Here is an 18,246-nt window from a genome sequence, read left to right as displayed (position 1 = left end):
TCCGGCACGGCGGTCCCGCCTGTGCGGGGACCGCCGTGCCGGATCCGGGCTGGGCGCCCTCGGACTCAGGTGATGGTGCCGTGCTCATCTCGCTCTTCCCCCCGGTGGGATACGCGTCGGTTCGGGGTGCGGAAATGTGCTTGGGGCCGGGTCCGGCGGTTGCCCGGTGTCCGGTCAGGGACCCATGTCCGCCTCCCGGTGGGGGGACGGGATGGCGTGCAGGGTGAGCTGGTCGCGGATGCGCTGCACGAGGGTCTGCCACTGCCGGGTGAAGCCGGGCCGGTCCTCCAGCGCGTCCCAGAGCGGTGCCAGGTCCTGCGCCACCCGGGCCCGCGGCATCCACAGGTGCAGCAGGTGGTCCACGGCGGGCCGCAGCGCCCTGACCACGGCGGGAAGCTCCTCCCCCGCCCCCGGGCGCCGTCCCGCCCGCTGCCGGGCCGGCGGCGCTCCGGCCGCGCCGGAGCCCAGCCGGATGCCGTCGAGGATGCGGACCACGGTGGTGAGCAGCCAGTCGTGCAGGGCGAGGTCGTCGCAGAGGCCGGCGAGTCCCTCACCGGTGGTGCCCTCGGGCACCCGGAGCCGTACCGTGCGCAGCTCGTCCTCGGCGAGGGTGAACCGCTCGATCGACGGGCCGGCGCCCGGCTCCGCGGGCAGGGCCACCCAGCGCAGCCGGGTGGGGCGGGAGCGCAGTGGCGGCCGGTGGTCGAGCAGGGGGTGGCGCAGCAGCCTGGTGTGCAGTCCGTCCGCGATCAGGCCGACGTCGAGGTCGCCGTGCCGCCCGCCGTTCAGCACGCCCTCGGCCACCGCCTCGTGGGGCAGCTTCCCGAACGGCTCGACCACACCGGGCCGGACCAGGTAGTGGCCCCACGGCCGCCGGTGGTCGGGGCCGGTGGCGGGCACCCTGAAATAGGCGGAGGCCTGGAGCAGGCGCCCCTCGGTGAGCGCGGCCCGCGCGGCGACCGTGCCGACGACGCGCACCCGGGCGCCGTTGGCGCTGGGCAGGGGGCAGTCGACGCCGGTGAGGGTGTCGGGCGAGCGTCCGTAGAGGTTGGGGCGCTCGGAGAGCAGGACGCGTTCGTCGGCGCGCAGTCCGAGGAGCTGGACGGCGGCCCGGCTGTCGAGGGCCTGCAGGGCCGGCAGCAGCGAGGTGCGGACCTCGCCGCAGGCGAGCACGACACGCGGTGCGGTGTTCACCGGCCCCATGTCACGACCCCGCGTAGAAGACGTAGGAGACGCGGTCGGCGACCGAGTCGGGGACGGCCACCTTCTCGCCGGCGGACCGGCGGGCGACCTGGGCCAGCGCTTCGGGGTCCACCTCGGTCTGGTCGAGGACGACGCGCACGGCGTGCTCGACGGGCAGGAAACGGTTGGGCACCACCGAGCAGGTGCGGTACGCGGCGAACGGGTCCGCCCGCGGGTCGAGCCGCAGCAGCGGGGGTAACTCGTCCCAGTCCTCCGGGAAGCCGCCGGTGTGCGGCTGGGGTTCGAGGACGGCCTCGCCCTCGGTGCGCAGCAGCCCCAGGCGCGAGAGCTGCCACACCGCCGCGAGGAAGGGGCAGGACCAGGTGCGCTGCCCGTCGGGCGCGTCGCTCCAGAGCTCGACGTCGAGGAAGACGGAGTGGCGGCGGGACGCGGTCTCCCTGGGCGGCTGCCAGGCGGCGGCCTTCTTCATCGCCTGCGGGGCCCGCGCGACGGGGCTGCGCTCCCCGTTGGCCAGCCAGCCGGTCTGCGCGGCCGGCGGGCGCAGGCCGTAGCTGCCGGGCGGGGGCTCCTCGACGAGCCGGCCGGCCACCGCCTCCGCGACCGGCACCTTGCCGGCGACCGCGCAGCCGGACTCGCGCGCCAGGTAGTCGACGGTCAGCCCGGCCCGGTCCGCCTCCTCCAGCAGCATCGGGACGAGTTCGGCGGGGCTGGAGAAGCGGGTGAAGTAGTCGTCGATCAGGAAGCAGGTGCTGATCCGGGGGCGCCTGCCGCCGGTCTGGGCGGCCGCCGCGGCCCGTGCCGCGTCCGCCCAGGGCCGTACCTGCGCGAAGTGCCGCCGCAGGTGCTCCGGACCGGCCTCGAAGTCCTCCATGTAGAGGTGGCCCAGCTCCAGGGAGAGGTGGGACAGCGGCACCGCCTGGGTGCGCGGTTCGGCAGTGGTCTCGCGGAACACCGCGTCCGTCATGGCCGCCCCCAGCAGGAGTCGTCGGTCAGGCGTCGTGCGATCTCCTCCAGCGCCTCGAGCGTCTCCTTGTTGGCGATCTGGGTGGAGAGCACGTCCTCTTCGGTGATCAGTTGCTCGCGCCACTGCAGGACGGGTTCCAGCGGTACGGCGCCGAGCACCACGCTGTCGCCGATGCGGTGCTCCGAGGCCAGCCGGCGCAGGGCGTCGTCGCAGGACTGCATCCAGGCCGCCTGGGCGGGCGAACCCTGGGCCCACAGCGGCGAGTCGGGGTCGGGCACGGCGGCCCGCACGAACCGGACGGCGCCGCGCAGGGTCTCCTCGTCGTGCCCGCGGTCGACGCCGCCCCGGATGATGCCGTGCTCCTTGTGGACCAGCCCGGCGGCGGCGATCACGTGCTGGCGGGTCCAGCGGTGGAAGACCAGCCAGCGGAAGGGGACGTAGCGCATCCGGGGGTGGGCGGTCGCCGCCAGGACCATGTCCACGGCGTAGCTGCGCCCGGCGCTGAGGTCCACGATGGTCAGGTCGAACTCGCCGTTCAGCCTGAGCAGGAGGTCGACGCACCGGTCGAGGGTGTCCTCGCCGGTGACGAACTCGCCGCCGCCGGCGTCGCCGGGGAGCAGGGCGAGGCGGCCGGACTGGTTGGGCCGGGCGTGCAGCAGGGGGTGCTCGGTCTGCCGCCAGACGTCGATCCTGGCCGGTTCCGGTACCTCGCCCTCCAGGTAGGAGTGCAGGCCCCGCTCCGCGACGCCGCGCATCGCGCCCGGCACGTCGAAGACGGCGGCGGCCGTGGGCGAGCCGAAGTCGAAGTCCACGTAGGCCACGTGGTCGCCGGTGAGGGCGCGCTGGTAGGCCAGGTTGGCGCTGGTGACCGAACGGCCCGTGCCCCCCTTGTCGGAGGCGGCGAAGACGAGCACGGCTCACATCTCCTCTGCGGCGGCCCCGCGGGCCTGGGCCAGGGTGTCCAGCTCCTGGAGCACGGGCAGGGCGAGGGCGAACGCGGTGGCGGGCCGCTCGTCGACCAGGTCGCGGGCGCGGTCCAGGCGGCTCTCGATGCTGCGCATGGCCCGTCCCCGGCTGCCGTCGGCGGTGACGGAGGCCTCCAGCTGTTCCTTGCCGAACAGGTGGGCGGCCTCGCTGAGCAGTTCGCGGGCCAGTTCGGCGAGTTCGGGGCTGCGGATGGGCTGCTGCTCGTACAGGCTGCGGGCGGCGACCAGGCACTCGGTGATGCGCTCGGTGATGCTCCAGGACAGGCGCCGGCCGAGGGCCGCCTCCGGGAAGACGGCCGCCGCGTTGTCCCAGAGGCCGGCTCCGTCGCCGTCCTCGATCCGCCGGTTCCACAGGTGTTCGAAGGCCTGCTCGCCCAGGCGGATCAGGCGGTCCTGCGCCTCGATGTTCCGGGAGAGCGCCGCGAGCTGGATGATCCGCTTGAGGAGCTGGGCGGAGAAGTCGGTCATCCGCCACTCCAGCGGCGCGCCGGACCGCTCGGACCCGGCGAGCGGCATGGTGACCCCCGGGTGGTGCAGCCGGACGGTGGGGTCGTCCCTGGTCATCCGGCTGGTGACGCGGCCCCGGTCGGCGAGGCGCTCCATGATGGCGACGGTGCGGGTGAGGTCGTCGTCGGTCGCCTTCCGGCGGATCAGGTCGTGGACGAGGATGGCCGCCACGGTGAGGGAGAAGTACTCCGACTCCAGCCGCAGTCCGGTGGTCTGCCAGGGGAGGTCCTCCAGGGGCCAGCGTTCGCTGCCGAAGCGGGCGATGGCCGACCAGTACTGCTGGCTGAGTTCCCAGCGCAGGCGTAACGCCTCGGCGAGCTTCTGCTGGTCGGCGTCGAGCAGGCCCAGGGTGAGGGTGCGCTCGGAGAACAGGTCCTGGATGCCGTCCAGGGCGACGACGGTGAAGTACACGTAGGGCAGCCGGTCGGCGATGCCGTCGGGCTGGCCCTGGACCGGGACGTCCAGGTCGACGACGGTCGGCGCGTCCTTCACCACGCCCCAGGCCCAGCCGCACTCGAAGAGCTGGCTCTCGTCCCGGATGCTCTCGTCGACCTCGATGCCGCGGCTGAGGCTTTCGATGATCGTGGCGCGCAGCGGGCGGAACTTGCGGGAGAACTGCTGGAGCACGGCCCGTTCGGACTGCTTGTTCTGCCCGATGACCTGGATCAGCCGCCGGCCCTGCTCGGACTCGGCGTCGAAGACGTTGACGGTGAAGGAGCGCAGCAGGCTGACCATCGCGGCGGTCAGCCGGGTGTTGGTGGCCTCCCGCAGTTCACCGAGCGATCTGCGCACCTCGGGCCGGGTGGTGTTCTCCTCGTAGACCTTGAGGAAGCCCAGGGTGGCCAGGCAGAGCGTGACGGACATGGAGTAGGCGTCGACGACGCCCAGCTGGGTCTGCTCGTGGGTGAGTTTCTGCTGCGGGTCGCTCGGCCTGAAGTAGTGCCCGCCGGAGAAGGTGGGGCTGTCGTCCGGCCCGGTGTGGGTGCGCATGAACTGGGACAGGACGGTGATCAGGTTGGGCGGGATCTCCAGCCGGCTGCCGACCCGCTCCAGGGCGCGCAGGACGTCCCGTTCGGTGGTGTCCGGTTGGTCGAGGCGGAACGCGGGGACCTCGGTGGCGGGGTACAGCAGGCAGAGCAGCCGCTCCGCGTCCGCGACGGAGCTCAGCCCGTCGGTGTCCCCCCAGACGAGCTTGCCGTCGTCGAACGAATGGCGGGCCGCGGCCCGCCAGATGTCCAGCAGATGCTGCCGTGGCTTGATCTGCATCCCCGCACCCCTCGTACAGACCTGGTTGCCCTGTGTTCAGACATGGTCCCCGTTCCTAGGGGACCGCAATCTCCGAATTGCGCCGTCCCAGGGCGAGGATGATTCCCTCGTGTCCCGGCCGCACCACGTGGTGCAGATCGTGGACCTCCAGCTCGGAGACGAAGGGCTCCAGGCTCTCCCGCACCCGGTCCTCGTTCACGCGGTAGGCCGGGTAACGGTGTTCGCCGACCTGGTAGCCGACCGACTCCTTCATGAACGCGGCGGCGAAGGGGGCCCCTTCGGTCAGCGCGTCCATGAAGCACCGTACGCCCCGCCGGAACTCCTCGGGGCACTCGGACATCGAGTCCGCGACGAAGAACATCGTCCCGATGTCCCAGCGCCGCTGTCCGTCGAGGTCGAGCAGGTTGGCCCGCTCCACGCGGACGATCTCGCTGAACCGGGTCCTCGGTTCGACGGCGGCGTAGGCGGGAGCCTTCCCCAGTTCGTTCCAGAAGGCGTCCCAGGCCTCGTCGTAGCCCTCGGGGGACGTCTGCCGCTCCAGGTACTCGACGTTCGGCTGCGCGTACTCGAGGAGGACCATCTTCTCGCACCACGGGAGCATGGCCAGGCCCGGATAGAGGTTCGCGCCGGCTCCGACGTCGACCCCTCGCATCGGGGCCGGGACGCCCCCGGCGAAGCACCTGCCGAAGTGGTCGCGCATCAGCCGCACGATCAGCAGGTCGACCTCGAGCGGGACGCGGTAGTTGAGGTCGACGTAGACCTCGGGATCGAACTGCGCCCATGGCGCGTCGGCGTTGCGATCCATCATCACCCTGTCGTGTTCCCTGTTCACGTCGGTACCGGACCAAACCCTGCGCTCTGCTTGCCCGTCCTCACGGACGTCGGCAGGTGGAGCGGAGTCTGCCGTTGTTCGCACGGTAAACCGGTACAGAACGCCTGGAGAGCCGGGAACCGGCCAGCCCCGGACGAAGAGGCGCACGGCGGGCGCACGTCAGCATTTCGCCGGCACACCTTAACTCGCCCTTGCCCGAAGCGAGTTGGACGCTCACTGTAGCGAGTTGGGATCACCGGACGCCACCGGGGCCCTCATCCTCACGGGTGAGCCTCCGCAAGGCTGCCGGTATTGACGGCTGCGCGTTCGCATGCCGTCCGCACGCCCGAACGTCCGAGTCTTCCGCACGTCCCGACTGGGGGTGGCATGACCGCCGAACCGCTGGAGCACGCCCTGGACCGCCGTGGGTACCTCGGGGAACCGGATCCGTTCCCCGGTCCCCGGCCCCTGGTCCTGCGGACGGCACAGGAATCCGACCTGCCCGAACTCCGGCGGCTCGACGAGGCGGTGTTCCAGGAGGTCGCGTACCCCGCCTTCCTGTTCCGCCAGCTCTACGACATGTACGCCGAGCACCTCCTGGTCCTCGACGACGGCGAGGACCGCCTGCGCGGCTACGTCCTGGCCGCGACCACGGCGCTCAGCCGGGAGAGCTGGATCCTGGGCCTGTGCGTGGCCGAGGAACGCCGCCGCCACGGTCTGGGCCGGGAGCTGATGGTGGCGGTCCTGGCCCGGCTGCGCGACGCCGGCATCGAACAGGTCCGCCTGACGGTGGAACCCGCCAACCGGGCGGCCGTCCTGCTCTACCGGTCCCTGGGCTTCCGTCCCGAGCAGCCCGGCGGGGGGCTGCGCCGGGACTACTTCGGCCCCGGCCAGGACCGCCTGATCATGCACCTCGGACTCACCGGGTTCCACTGAGCCGGGAGGGCCGGACCGGGGGCCGGACCGGTCCCGGGGAGGGTCAGGAGGGGGTCCGTGCCACCGTCAGCAGCCGGGTCACGTCGGTCGCGCAGAGGGTGAGGGCGGCGCCGACGGTGGACAGCGTGTCGCGTTCGGCGGGGGTGTAGGGGCCGTCGGCGAGGGCGATGCGGGCCCCCTGGAGGAAGATCGACTCGCGGCCCGCGGCGGCGAGGTGCGGGGCCAGCGGGTCCAGGGCCTCGTGCAGTTCGATGGCGAGGCCCGCCGCGCAGGGCTCGTCGGTGAAGCGGCCGGTGTCGGCGGCCAGCGCCTCGACGAGGGCCGCCAGCCGCTCCTGGGTGCAGTCCTCGAAGCCGGCCGCGCGGACGGCGGCCACGGCGGTCTCCAGGGGGCCGCGGGCGCCGGTGCCGCCCGCGGCCAGCACCGCGAGGGCGACGGTGTGCACGGCGTCGCGGAGCATCACGGAGAAGCGGGTGGTGGTGGGGTGGTCCAGCACGTCGGTGCCGAAGTGGCGGCGGCAGGCCGCGCATTCGACGACCGGGCCGGTCGCGCCGCGGGGCAGCAGGGGCACGCCCAGGAGGGCGAAACGGCGCTGTCCGGTCAGCCGCTGGTAGTTGCGGTCGCCGCCGCAGCCGGGGCAGAAGAACTCTCCGTCGCCGACGGCCGTCCACGCGGTCCGGGTGCCCAGCAGGCGTGGTAGTCCGGTCACGGCGGCACGCTCGTCGGGTCCCCGTCCTGGCAGCACGTCGCACCTCCGCATCGCACCGGCCTCATCGCCGTGCCCCGTGATGTTAGCCACACGGGTGAGGCTGAGTCAGCACCTCCGACGAGACCTTTCCGTGACCTCCACCCGATGTGGCCGGTAAACGACGGGGCCCCGCCCGCCCCTCGGGGCGGGCGGGGCCGTCGGATCCCCCGGAGCGGCTGTTCAGCGGGCCGCCCGGTTGACGGCCGAGACGACCGCCTTCAGGGAGGCGCGGGTGGTGTTCGCGTCGATTCCGATGCCCCACAGGACCTTGTCGCCGATGGCGCACTCGATGTACGAGGCGGCCTGCGCGGAGGCGCCCTCGCTCATCGTGTGCTCCTGGTAGTCGAGCAGGCGCACGTCGATGCCGAGGGACTGCAGGGCGTCGAAGAACGCGGAGATCGGTCCGTTGCCGCTGCCGGTCAGCACGGTGTCGACGCCGTCGACGGCGGCCTCGACGGTGAGGGTGTCGACGCCGTCCCGGTCGGTGGTGGACTGGCCGTTCTTGACCTGGATGCGGCCCCAGGGGTTGTCCGGGTTGGGCAGGTACTCGTCCCGGAACACCGACCAGATGTCGGCCGGGGTGACCTCGCCGCCCTCGGCGTCCGTCTTGGCCTGGATGATCTTCGAGAACTCGATCTGCATCCGGCGGGGCAGGTCCAGCTTGTGGTCGTTCTTCAGGACGTAGGCGATGCCGCCCTTGCCGGACTGCGAGTTGACGCGGATGACGGCCTCGTAGGAGCGGCCGACGTCCTTGGGGTCGATGGGCAGGTACGGCACCGCCCACTCGATGTCGTCGACGGTGACGCCCCTGGCCCTGGCGTCGGCCTCCATGGCGTCGAAGCCCTTCTTGATGGCGTCCTGGTGGGAGCCGGAGAAGGACGTGTAGACCAGGTCGCCCACGTACGGGTGGCGCGGGTGGACGTCCATCTGGTTGCAGTACTCCCACGTGCGACGGATCTCGTCGATGTCGGAGAAGTCGATCTGCGGGTCGACGCCCTGGGAGAACAGGTTCATGCCCAGGGTGACCAGGTCGACGTTGCCGGTGCGCTCGCCCTGCCCGAACAGGCAGCCCTCGACGCGGTCGGCGCCGGCCATCAGGGCCAGCTCGGCGGCGGCCACGGCCGTGCCGCGGTCGTTGTGCGGGTGGACGGACAGGCAGACGTGCTCGCGGCGGGACAGGTGACGGCCCATCCACTCGAAGCGGTCGGCGTGCGTGGACGGCGTGGAGCGCTCCACGGTGGCCGGCAGGTTCAGGATGATCTCGCGTCCGGGGCCCGGCCGGTAGACGTCCATCACCGCCTCGCAGACCTCCAGCGCGAAGTCCAGCTCGGTGTCGGTGAAGATCTCGGGGCTGTACTGGTAGCCGAAGTGCGTCTCGGGGCCCAGCAGTTTCTCCGCGTACTCCACGACCAGGCGGGTGCCGTCGACGGCGATCTGCTTGATCTCGTCCTTGGAGCCGCGGAAGACGACCCGGCGGAAGACCGGCGCGGTCGCGTTGTACAGGTGCACGGTGGCGCGGTGGGCGCCCTTCAGGGACTCGACGGTCCGCTCGATCAGGTCCTCGCGGGCCTGGGTGAGCACGGAGATCGTGACGTCCTCGGGGATGGCGTCCGGGTCCTCGATGATGGAGCGCACGAAGTCGAAGTCGGTCTGGCCGGAGGCCGGGAAGCCGACCTCGATCTCCTTGTAGCCCATCCTGACCAGCAGGTCGAACATCGCGCGCTTGCGGGCGGGCGACATGGGGTCGATCAGGGACTGGTTGCCGTCGCGCAGGTCGGTGGAGAGCCAGCGGGGAGCGGTGGTGATCCGCTTCTGGGGCCAGGTGCGGTCCGGGAGGTCGACCTGCTCGTAGCGACCGTACTTGTGGATCGGCATGGGGCTGGGCTGCTGGCGGTTGGCCATGGTGCGTGGGCTCCTCGATGGTCCGCGGTCATCCGGTGGGATCCGGAAGGTACGGCCGACGGCGCAACGCCGAACTCCGCGGGGAGGGGGTCGGCCTCGACTACAGGCCCTCGCCGCGGCAGCTAAGGAGAAGCAGCCCGAAACGCATGATGCTGCGCAGCTTAACCGAGACGTGCTCCACGCGAGGGTCCGTATCATTATGCGGGACGACAGGGAGGAAGGGGACAAAGAGTGCCGTATACCACTCGGAGGTGACTCTGCGTGGGGATCGGCGGCACATTTCACCCGTCACGACCGAGGATGCGTCGCACATGGTGACATCACCGTCACGCGGTGCGATGGTGCGGAGCATGACGACCACCGCGGGCTCCGGGCCCGTCTTCTGCACCATCGTCCCGCCGCACGTCCTGGACCGGCTCGCGCGGGCCGACGACCCCGCCCTCTCCGGCCCCGCCCGCCACACCCTCCAGCGCGACGCCTACGAGCGCACCCGGCGCCGCCTGACCACGGTGGTCGGCGCCGCGGCCGCCCCGGCCCCCGCCGGGGCCGAACCCGGCAAGCCGCACCGGACGATCCACGACGCCCGGCACCGCACCGCGCTGCCGGGGACGAAGGTCCGCGAGGAGGGGCAGGAGCCCGGCAGGGACGCCACCGTCAACCGCGCCTACGCGGGCCTCGGCGCCACCTTCGAGCTGTTCCTCCGGGCCTTCTCCCGCGACTCGATCGACGGTTCGGGCCTGCCGCTGGTCGCGACCGTGCACTACGACCGCGACTACAACAACGCCTTCTGGAACGGCGAGCAGATGGTGTTCGGCGACGGGGACGGGGAGATCTTCCTCGACTTCACGATCCCCGTCGACGTCATCGGCCACGAACTCGCGCACGGCGTCACCCAGTACACCGCCAACCTGGCCTACTTCGGCCAGTCCGGCGCGCTCAACGAGTCGGTGTCGGACGTCTTCGGCTCCCTCATCAAGCAGTACACGCTGGGCCAGGCCGCCGGCGACGCCGACTGGCTGATCGGCGCCGGGCTGCTCGCCCCGCGGGTGACGGGGGTGGCGCTGCGCTCGATGAAGGAGCCGGGCACGGCGTACGACGACGACGTCCTCGGCAAGGACCCGCAGCCCGCCACGATGGACGACTACGTCCACACCGGCCGGGACAACGGCGGCGTGCACATCAACTCCGGCATCCCCAACCACGCCTTCTACCTGGCGGCCACCGCCCTCGGCGGGAACGCCTGGGAGCGGGCCGGGCAGATCTGGTACGACGTGCTGACCGGCGGTGAACTGGTGGAGGACGCGCAGTTCACGGACTTCGCGACGCTGACGGTGAAGGCGGCGCGGGAGCGGTTCGGCGAGGGCGAGGAGCTGCGGGCGGTCTCGAAGGCGTGGGAGCGGGTGGGGGTGCCGACGCTGTGAGGCCGGGAGGGCCCGGAGGGGCGCCGGGCCCGTCCGGAGGGCCGCCGGGGTGGGCGGCGGGCCCGTTCTCGTACTAGACAGGAACCATGCGAATTCAGGTGCGGCGCACGGGCGGCTTCGCGGGGATCGAGCGGCAGGCCGAGGTGGACACCTCGGACCGGGCCGACGCCGGCGAGTGGCACGCCCTGGCCGAGCGGGCCGTCACCGGCTGCCGGGACACCCCGCCCGCCGGGGTCCCGGACGGCTTCAGCTACCGGATCACGGTGGACGGGAGGTCGGTGTACTGCGCCGACCCCCGGCTGACCGGGGAGCAGCGCGCGCTGATCGGCAGAGTGCTCCGGGAGGGTGCGTAACCGCCTTCCCCGGCAAGGGAGTCGGCCGCACGGGCGTTGACTTCCGTCGTCGCCGGTACGGATGATCCGCCCCATGGCGACGACGAATCCGGTGCCCCGTTTCCCGGACGGCTTCCTGTGGGGCGTGTCGACCTCGGCGCACCAGATCGAGGGCGCGGCAAACGCGCGCGAACCGTCCGTGTGGGACGTGTTCACGGCCGGACCGGGCCGGGTGCGGGACGGTTCGACGGCGGCGGTGGCCTGCGACCACGTGCACCGGTACCGCGAGGACGTGGCGCTCCTGGCCGGACTGGGCGTGGACGCGTACCGCTTCTCCGTCTCCTGGCCCCGGGTGCGCGCGCGGGGCGGTCTGGACTTCTACGACCGTTTGGTCGACGAGCTGTGCGCCGCGGGCGTACGGCCGGTGCCGACGCTGTTCCACTGGGACCTGCCGGCCGGTCTGGACTGGCTGGAACGCGGCACCGCGGAGCGGTTCGCGGAGTACGCCGGTGAGGTCGCCGGCCGTCTCGGCGACCGGGTGCAGCGCTGGATCACCCTCAACGAACCCGCCGAGCACACCCTGCTGGGCCATGCGCTGGGCGTCCACGCCCCCGGACGGCGGCTGCTCTTCGACGCGCTGCCGGTGGCGCACCACCAGCTCCTCGCGCACGGGCTGGCGGTGCGCGCCCTGCGCGCGGCCGGCGCCGGCTCCATCGGGATCGCCAACTCCCACGGTCCGACCTGGCCGGCCTCCCCCGACCCGGCGGACGTGGCGGCGGCGGACTTCTACGACGCGCTCCTGAACCGCCTGTTCGCCGAGCCCGTGCTGCTCGGCCGCTACCCGGACGGCCTGGGCGACCTGATGCCGGGCGACGTCGGGGCGGACCTGGAGGTCATCGCGGAACCGGTCGACTGGTACGGCGTCAACTACTACGCGCCGACCCGGGTGGGCGCCCCCCGGGGCACGGAGATCGACTTCGGCGGTGTCCGGATGCCGGCCGAACTGCCCTTCTCGGTACGGGAGATCGAGGGGTATCCGGTGACGGACTTCGGCTGGCCGGTGGTCCCCGGGGCCCTGACCGAACTCCTCACCGCGTTCCGCGCCCGCTACGGCGACCGGCTCCCCCCGGTCGTCATCACCGAGAACGGCTGCTCCTACGAGGGGATCGACGACCGGGAGCGCATCGCCTACCTCGACGGCCACCTCCGCGCCCTGCACCAGGCGATGGAGGCGGGCGTGGACGTGCGCGGCTACTTCGTGTGGTCCCTGATGGACAACTTCGAGTGGGCGGAGGGGTACGCCCGCCGCTTCGGTCTCGTCCACGTGGACTTCGGGACCCTGCGGCGCACGCCGAAGTCGTCCTACGGCTGGCTGCGGGAGGTGCTGCGCGAGCAGCACCGCTGAGGCCGCCGCGGGGCGGGGCCCCGGCGCCCGTCCCGCGCCGGAAACCGGGCTCGGAAACCGGGCTCAGAACCCCAGGCGGCGCAGCTGCTTCGGGTCCCGCTGCCAGTCCTTGGCGACCTTGACGTGCAGGTCGAGGAAGACGGGGGTGCCGAGCAGGGCCTCGATCTGCTTGCGCGACTTGATGCCGACGTCCTTGAGGCGTTTGCCCTTGGGGCCGATGACGATGCCCTTCTGGCTGGTGCGCTCGATGTAGAGGTTGGCGTGGATGTCGAGGAGGGGCTTGTCGGCGGGGCGGTCCTCGCGGGGCAGCATCTCCTCCACGACCACGGCGATGGAGTGCGGCAGCTCGTCGCGGACGCCCTCCAGGGCGGCCTCGCGGATCAGTTCGGCCACCATGACCATTTCGGGCTCGTCGGTCAGGTCGCCCTCGGGGTAGAGGGCGGGGCCCTTGGGCATCAGCGGGACGAGGAGGTCGGCCAGCAGGTCGACCTGCTGGTTCGCGGTCGCCGACACCGGGACGATCTCCGCCCAGGTGATGCCGAGCTCCTTGCCCAGCAGGTCGACGGCGATCAGCTGCTCGGCGAGCGCCTTGCCGTCCACCAGGTCGGTCTTGGTGACGATGGCGACCTTGGGGGTCTTCTTGATCCCGGCCAGTTCCTTGGCGATGAAGCGGTCGCCGGGGCCGATCTTCTGGTCCGCGGGGATGCAGAAGCCGATCGCGTCGACCTCGGCCCAGGTGGTGCGGACCACGTCGTTCAGCCGCTCGCCGAGCAGGGTGCGCGGCTTGTGCAGGCCGGGGGTGTCGACGAGGATCAGCTGCGCGTCGGGGCGGTGGACGATGCCGCGCACGGTGTGCCGGGTCGTCTGCGGCCGGTTGGAGGTGATCGCCACCTTCTGCCCGACCAGAGCGTTCGTGAGGGTGGACTTGCCCGCGTTGGGGCGGCCCACGAAGCAGGCGAAGCCGGCCCGGTGGTCTGCTTCGGCCGGCTGCTCGGATGACTGGGTACGAACACTCATGCCGCCCATTCTCCCTGATCCCCGGAGCCCCGCCGTACCACCCGCCCGTGCCGGTCTGCGGGGGCCGGGCACCCCGTGAGATGCCCGGCCCGGGGACAGCGGGATCGAACGGTGGCCGAACGGTGGTCGTGCGGGCCTCGTGGGGGGGCGGGGCCCGGGTCAGTCGAAGACGAACGGGCCCGGTGACTGCGGGCCCTGGGCCGTGCACGTGAGGGAGATGAGGCCGAACGCGGTCACCTTCAGCGTGCCGCCGAACGCCTCCGGGCTGTCGCCGGACGCCACGGTCCCGGAGAGCGGGCCGACCTCCAGGGCGTCCCCGGTCGCCACGACCGGGTTCTTGGTGCCCTTGAAGACGGTGGTGCCGCCGCCGGCCTCGACCGGGGTGAGCGTCGGGACGAGCGAGTCCCGGCCGATCGCGAGGGGCGCGGTGACCGCGGAGGTGGTGAGGGGGACGGTGGCGGACGTGCCGCTCTGGGCGGCCGTGAGGGTGGCGTCGCCACCGCCCCGGCTTCCGCGGTCGGCGTCGACGGTCGCCGTCCCGGGGGCGACGGCGGCGGCGGAGGGGGGCGAGGGCGAGCCCGCAGGCCGTCACGACGGCGGCCAGGGACGCGCCGGTACCGATCCGTGTGCCTCTCACGGAGTCCGGTTCCCTCTCCGCGAGGGGGGGAGCGCCCGGCGGGTGAGGGCGGTCCTCACGCCGCGCGGGGCAGGGACCGGCGGACCGTTCCTGACGGCCCGTCGGGAACAACGGTTCCACCGATGCGCGGGAGGCCGGGGGCGGCAAAGTGGAATGCAGGCCCCTTCACCCCGGACGACGCCCGGGGTCCGCCGGGGTCATCCCGCGGTCGACGTCTCCAGGACCGTTCCGTCCGGGGCGGCCAGGAGGACCGGGGTCGCGGGGCCGCCGAGGTCCCGTACCGCCGCGCGGTCCGTGTCCGGCACCGAACCGGCGTCCGTCACCACGGCCGCCGCCTCCAGCGACTGCGCGCCGGACGCCACCGCCATCGCCACCGCCGTCTGCAGGGCGGTCAGCCTCAGGGAGTCCAGGGCCACCGTCCCGGCGACGTAGGTCCGGCCGTTCTCGTCCCGTACGGCGGCCCCCTCGGGCACACCGTTGCGGGCCCGCGCGGAACGGGCCAGGGTGACGATCTTGAGGTCCTCGGGGTCGAGCGCGCTGCTGTCGGTCATGGCCCCGAGCATACGGAGCGCGGCCCCGGGGACGGGTCCCCGGGGCCGCTCGCGGTGCCGCGTCCCGGCGCGGCACGGTGCCCGTGGCGGGCCCGGCGCCTCACGGACGGTCGAGGCGGAGGCGTTCGGCGCGCGGCAGGCCGGCGACGACCAGGTCGTAGGAGTCCTCGACCAGTTCCCGGACCAGCCGGTCCGGGAGGCCGCCGTCGACGGTCACCGTGTTCCAGTGCCGTTTGTTCATGTGCCAGCCGGGGACGATCAGGTCCGGGTGCGCGGCGCGGAGCCGGACGGCGTCCTGCGGATCGCACTTGAGGTTGACCTTCAGGGGCCGCGCGTCCAGATCCGCCAGGGCGAAGAGCTTGCCCCCGACCTTGAAGACCGAGATCCGCGGGCCGAACGGGAAGTCCTCCACGGCCGCGCCGAAGGAGAGGCAGAGGGCGCGCAGGCGTGCCGGGGTCATGCCGACCGCTCCTGCGCCGCCGCCTCTTCCGCCTTCTCTGCCTCTTCCGCCTCGTCCCGGGAGGGGTCGGTCGACTCCCCCGGGTCCTCGGGGCCGACCGGCTCCACCAGCACGGTGACGATCTTGTTGCGGCGGCCGGCCGCCGCCTCCGCCGTCAGCCGCAGCCGGCGCTCGTCGGGGAGGTCGACCACCGCGGACGCGCCCGCGATCGGCACCCGGCCGAGCCGTTTGGCGAGCAGCCCGCCGACGGTCTCCACGTCCTCGTCGTCGTACTCCTCCAGGCCGTACAGCTCGCCGAGGTCGGTGATGTCGAGGCGGGCGGTGACCCGGTAGCGCTCCTCGTCGAGTTCCTCCACCGGCGCGATCTCGCGGTCGTACTCGTCGGTGATCTCGCCGACGATCTCCTCGAGGATGTCCTCGATGGTGACGATGCCGGCGGTGCCGCCGTACTCGTCGATGACGACGGCGACGTGGTTGCGTTCCTTCTGCATCTCGCGCAGCAGGTCACCGGCGTTCTTGGTGTCGGGCACGAAGTACGCGGGCCGCATCGCCGTGGACACCAGTTCGCTCTCCGCGTCCCGGTTGATGTGCGTCTTGCGGGCCAGGTCCTTCATGTACACGATGCCGACGACGTCGTCCTCGTTGTCGCCGGTCACCGGCATCCGGGAGAAGCCGGAGCGCAGGGCGAGGGTGAGGGCCTGCCGGATGGTCCTGTAGCGCTCGATCATCACCAGGTCGGTGCGCGGGACCATGACCTCGCGGACGAGGGTGTCGCCCAGTTCGAAGACGGAGTGCACCATGCGGCGCTCCTCGTCCTCGATCAGGGACTCCTGTTCGGCGAGGTCGACCAGGGCGCGCAGTTCCGCCTCCGAGGCGAAGGGGCCGCGGCGGAAGCCCTTGCCGGGGGTGAGCGCGTTGCCGATGAGGATCAGCAGGTTCGGGATCGGGCCCATGATCCGGGCGAGCGGCAGCAGGACGTACGCCGCGGCCGTGGCCGTGTTCAGGGGGTGCTGGCGGCCGATGGTGCGCGGCGAGACGCCGACGGCGACGTAGGAGACGAGGACCATGACCGCGATGGCGATCAGCAGGGCCTCGGTGGTGCCGTCGAACGCGCGCAGGCAGGCGTAGGTGACCAGCGCGGCGGCGGCCATCTCGCAGCCGACGCGGACCAGCAGCGCCACGTTGAGGTAGCGGGTGGGGTCGGCGGCGATCCTGGCCAGCCGTGCGCTGCCCCGGCGGTCGGAGCGCACGGCCTCCTCGGCCCGGAAGGTGGAGATCCGGGCTATGCCCGCCTCCGCGCAGGCGAACAGCCAGGCGACGACGATCAGGGCGATCGCGCCCAGGACGAGGTGCCGGCTCATGAGACGGTCGGGGCGGGGGACGGGCCCGTGATGCCCTTCTCCGCGCGCCAGCCGTCGACGATGGCGGCCTGGAGGCCGAACATCTCGGCCTTCTCGTCGGGCTCCTCGTGGTCGAAGCCCAGCAGGTGCAGCACACCGTGGACGGTGAGCAGCTGGAGCTCCTCGTCCATGGTGTGCCGCGTCGGCGCCTCGGCGCCCTGCCGGGCGGCGACCTCGGGGCACAGCACGATGTCGCCGAGCAGCCCCTGCGGGGGCTCGGCCTCGTCCTTCGCCGGCGGCCGCAGCTCGTCCATCGGGAACGACATGACGTCCGTCGGCCCCGGCAGGTCCATCCACTGGATGTGGAGCTCTTCCATCGCGGCGGCGTCCACCACGATCACCGAGAGTTCGGAGAGCGGGTGGATGCGCATCCGCGCGAGCGCGTAGCGGGCGATGTCGAGGATCGCCTGCTCGTCGACCTCGGTTCCGGACTCGTTGTTGACGTCGATCGACATCTGCTGCTCGGTCTACTTCCCCTTGTGCCCGGACCTGTCCCGGCCGCTCTTGTGCGTGCCGTTCTCGGTGCCGTGCTCGCTGTCGTACTGCTCGTACGCGTCGACGATACGGCCCACCAGGCGGTGGCGTACGACGTCCTGCGACGACAGCCGGGAGAAGTGGACGTCCTCGAGGCCCTCCAGGATCTCCTGCACCTGCCGCAGACCGGACTTGGTGCCGCTCGGCAGGTCGACCTGGGTGACGTCGCCCGTGATGACGATCTTCGAGTCGAACCCGAGCCGGGTGAGGAACATCTTCATCTGCTCGGGGCTGGTGTTCTGCGCCTCGTCCAGGATGATGAAGGCGTCGTTCAGGGTGCGCCCCCGCATGTACGCCAGCGGCGCGACCTCGATGGTCCCGGCCGCCATCAGGCGGGGGATGGAGTCGGGGTCGAGCATGTCGTGCAGGGCGTCGTAGAGCGGGCGCAGGTACGGGTCGATCTTCTCGTAGAGGGTGCCGGGCAGGAAGCCCAGGCGCTCTCCGGCCTCGACCGCGGGGCGGGTCAGGATGATGCGGTTGACCTGCTTGGACTGCAGGGCCTGCACCGCCTTGGCCATGGCGAGGTAGGTCTTGCCGGTACCGGCGGGTCCTATGCCGAAGACGACGGTGTGCTTGTCGATCGCGTCCACGTAGCGCTTCTGGTTGAGCGTCTTGGGACGGATCGTGCGGCCCCGCGAGGACAGGATGTTCTGGGTGAGCACCTGGGCCGGGGTCTCCTGGCCGTCGCTCTCCCCGTTCTCGCTGGCCTTCAGCATCGCGATCGAGCGTTCCACCGCGTCCTCCGTCATCGGCTGCCCGGTGCGGAGCACCAGCATCATCTCGTCGAACACGCGCGAGACGAGGGCTACTTCCGTGGCATCGCCGACCGCGCTGATCTCATTGCCCCGGACGTGGATGTCGGCCCCCGGGAAGGCCTTCTCGATCACGCGGAGCAGGGAGTCGCCCGATCCCAGCACGGTCACCATGGGGTGCTTGGCCGGGACGGTGAGCTGTACTCTCGCCTGCTCCTGCGCGGGGGTGTGAGCTGTGGGTGTCTGAGTCATGGGCCGGCGCTGAAGGCCTGCGGTTCCTCCTCGTCAGGGCCGCGCAGCTGAGGGCGGCCTCGCGACTCCCAGGGTACGACGCGGGGGTGACAACCCTGTAGGCCTTATTCACAGTGTGATGACTGGGGGCCGGTGCGGGAGGGGCGACGGAGGGGTTTCGGG

Annotated in this window: 17 protein-coding genes and 1 pseudogene; 4 read left to right on the top strand and 14 right to left on the bottom strand. The window is 72.1% G+C overall.

All coding sequences use genetic code 11. From position 1 onward, the window contains the following. Positions 1-174: 174 nt before the first annotated feature. Genes AOK18_RS06160 through AOK18_RS06140 form a run of 5 tightly spaced genes read right to left on the bottom strand, consistent with a single transcriptional unit; the run spans position 175 to position 5,734 of the window. Positions 175-1,203: an SCO2521 family protein gene (locus AOK18_RS06160; protein WP_055693640.1), complete on the bottom strand. Its 1,029-nt coding sequence runs from the start codon at positions 1,201-1,203 to the stop codon at positions 175-177. 1 nt (position 1,204) lies between these two features. Then, positions 1,205-2,167 carry an SCO2522 family protein gene (locus AOK18_RS06155; protein ID WP_055574158.1) on the bottom strand — a complete coding sequence of 321 codons (963 nt, stop codon included), beginning with the start codon at positions 2,165-2,167 and terminating at the stop codon, positions 1,205-1,207. Beyond that, on the bottom strand, positions 2,164-3,081 hold the full coding sequence (locus tag AOK18_RS06150) for an SCO2523 family variant P-loop protein (protein WP_055574157.1): 918 nt from the start codon (positions 3,079-3,081) through the stop codon (positions 2,164-2,166). The genes AOK18_RS06155 and AOK18_RS06150 overlap by 4 nt, the downstream gene beginning before the upstream one ends. 3 nt (positions 3,082-3,084) lie before the next feature. Then, entirely contained in the window at positions 3,085-4,926 is a 1,842-nt protein-coding gene (locus AOK18_RS06145; RefSeq protein ID WP_055693639.1) for an SCO2524 family protein, read from the bottom strand. 55 nt (positions 4,927-4,981) lie between these two features. Next, positions 4,982-5,734: an SCO2525 family SAM-dependent methyltransferase gene (locus AOK18_RS06140; RefSeq protein WP_055571977.1), complete on the bottom strand. Its 753-nt coding sequence runs from the start codon at positions 5,732-5,734 to the stop codon at positions 4,982-4,984. Positions 5,735-6,124: 390 nt separating this feature from the next. On the opposite strand from AOK18_RS06140, the gene AOK18_RS06135 reads away from it, so the two are divergent. Continuing rightward, positions 6,125-6,673, top strand: a complete 549-nt coding sequence (locus tag AOK18_RS06135; RefSeq protein ID WP_055571978.1) for a GNAT family N-acetyltransferase — start codon at positions 6,125-6,127, stop codon at positions 6,671-6,673. A gap of 43 nt (positions 6,674-6,716) precedes the next feature. Here the strand turns inward: AOK18_RS06135 and AOK18_RS06130 are convergent, their stop codons facing one another. Both AOK18_RS06130 and leuA read right to left on the bottom strand, forming a co-directional pair. Continuing rightward, positions 6,717-7,418, bottom strand: coding sequence for a TerB family tellurite resistance protein (locus AOK18_RS06130; protein ID WP_055571984.1), 702 nt, complete (start codon positions 7,416-7,418; stop codon positions 6,717-6,719). A gap of 183 nt (positions 7,419-7,601) precedes the next feature. After that, on the bottom strand, positions 7,602-9,323 hold the full coding sequence (gene leuA, locus AOK18_RS06125; RefSeq protein ID WP_055693638.1) for a 2-isopropylmalate synthase: 1,722 nt from the start codon (positions 9,321-9,323) through the stop codon (positions 7,602-7,604). A 350-nt stretch (positions 9,324-9,673) separates the two neighbouring features. Here leuA and AOK18_RS06120 point away from each other — a divergent pair, with 350 nt between their 5' ends. From AOK18_RS06120 to AOK18_RS06110, 3 genes are all read left to right on the top strand, one after another. Next, a complete protein-coding gene (locus AOK18_RS06120) occupies positions 9,674-10,744 on the top strand; it encodes a M4 family metallopeptidase (protein WP_055693637.1) in 1,071 nt (356 codons plus the stop codon). 86 nt (positions 10,745-10,830) lie between these two features. Beyond that, entirely contained in the window at positions 10,831-11,097 is a 267-nt protein-coding gene (locus AOK18_RS06115; RefSeq protein ID WP_055571982.1) for a protealysin inhibitor emfourin, read from the top strand. A 73-nt stretch (positions 11,098-11,170) separates the two neighbouring features. Continuing rightward, positions 11,171-12,481 (top strand): GH1 family beta-glucosidase, encoded by a 1,311-nt coding sequence (locus tag AOK18_RS06110; RefSeq protein WP_055693636.1) that lies wholly within the window; start codon positions 11,171-11,173, stop codon positions 12,479-12,481. Between the two features lie 63 nt (positions 12,482-12,544). Here the strand turns inward: AOK18_RS06110 and era are convergent, their stop codons facing one another. From era to AOK18_RS06075, 7 genes and pseudogenes are all read right to left on the bottom strand, one after another. Further along, entirely contained in the window at positions 12,545-13,498 is a 954-nt protein-coding gene (era, locus tag AOK18_RS06105) for a GTPase Era (protein WP_055693635.1), read from the bottom strand. Positions 13,499-13,657: 159 nt separating this feature from the next. Then, a pseudogene (locus AOK18_RS06100) lies at positions 13,658-14,135 on the bottom strand (hypothetical protein). Between the two features lie 197 nt (positions 14,136-14,332). Then, a complete protein-coding gene (locus AOK18_RS06095) occupies positions 14,333-14,686 on the bottom strand; it encodes a hypothetical protein (protein ID WP_055574274.1) in 354 nt (117 codons plus the stop codon). A gap of 100 nt (positions 14,687-14,786) precedes the next feature. Continuing rightward, positions 14,787-15,146, bottom strand: a complete 360-nt coding sequence (locus tag AOK18_RS06090) for an MmcQ/YjbR family DNA-binding protein (RefSeq protein WP_055574270.1) — start codon at positions 15,144-15,146, stop codon at positions 14,787-14,789. Then, on the bottom strand, positions 15,143-16,507 hold the full coding sequence (locus tag AOK18_RS06085; protein WP_055574271.1) for a hemolysin family protein: 1,365 nt from the start codon (positions 16,505-16,507) through the stop codon (positions 15,143-15,145). The genes AOK18_RS06090 and AOK18_RS06085 overlap by 4 nt, the downstream gene beginning before the upstream one ends. Continuing rightward, positions 16,504-17,001 carry an rRNA maturation RNase YbeY gene (gene ybeY, locus AOK18_RS06080; protein WP_055574272.1) on the bottom strand — a complete coding sequence of 166 codons (498 nt, stop codon included), beginning with the start codon at positions 16,999-17,001 and terminating at the stop codon, positions 16,504-16,506. The genes AOK18_RS06085 and ybeY overlap by 4 nt, the downstream gene beginning before the upstream one ends. Positions 17,002-17,013: 12 nt before the next feature. Beyond that, positions 17,014-18,084 (bottom strand): PhoH family protein, encoded by a 1,071-nt coding sequence (locus AOK18_RS06075; protein ID WP_074993397.1) that lies wholly within the window; start codon positions 18,082-18,084, stop codon positions 17,014-17,016. Positions 18,085-18,246 lie beyond the last annotated feature (162 nt).

The sequence above is a fragment of the Streptomyces prasinopilosus genome, from assembly GCF_001419695.1.
GTDB lineage: Bacteria > Actinomycetota > Actinomycetes > Streptomycetales > Streptomycetaceae > Streptomyces > Streptomyces prasinopilosus.
Note: the sequence above shows the minus strand (reverse complement) of the source record. Positions and strands in the feature narration are given on the sequence as shown.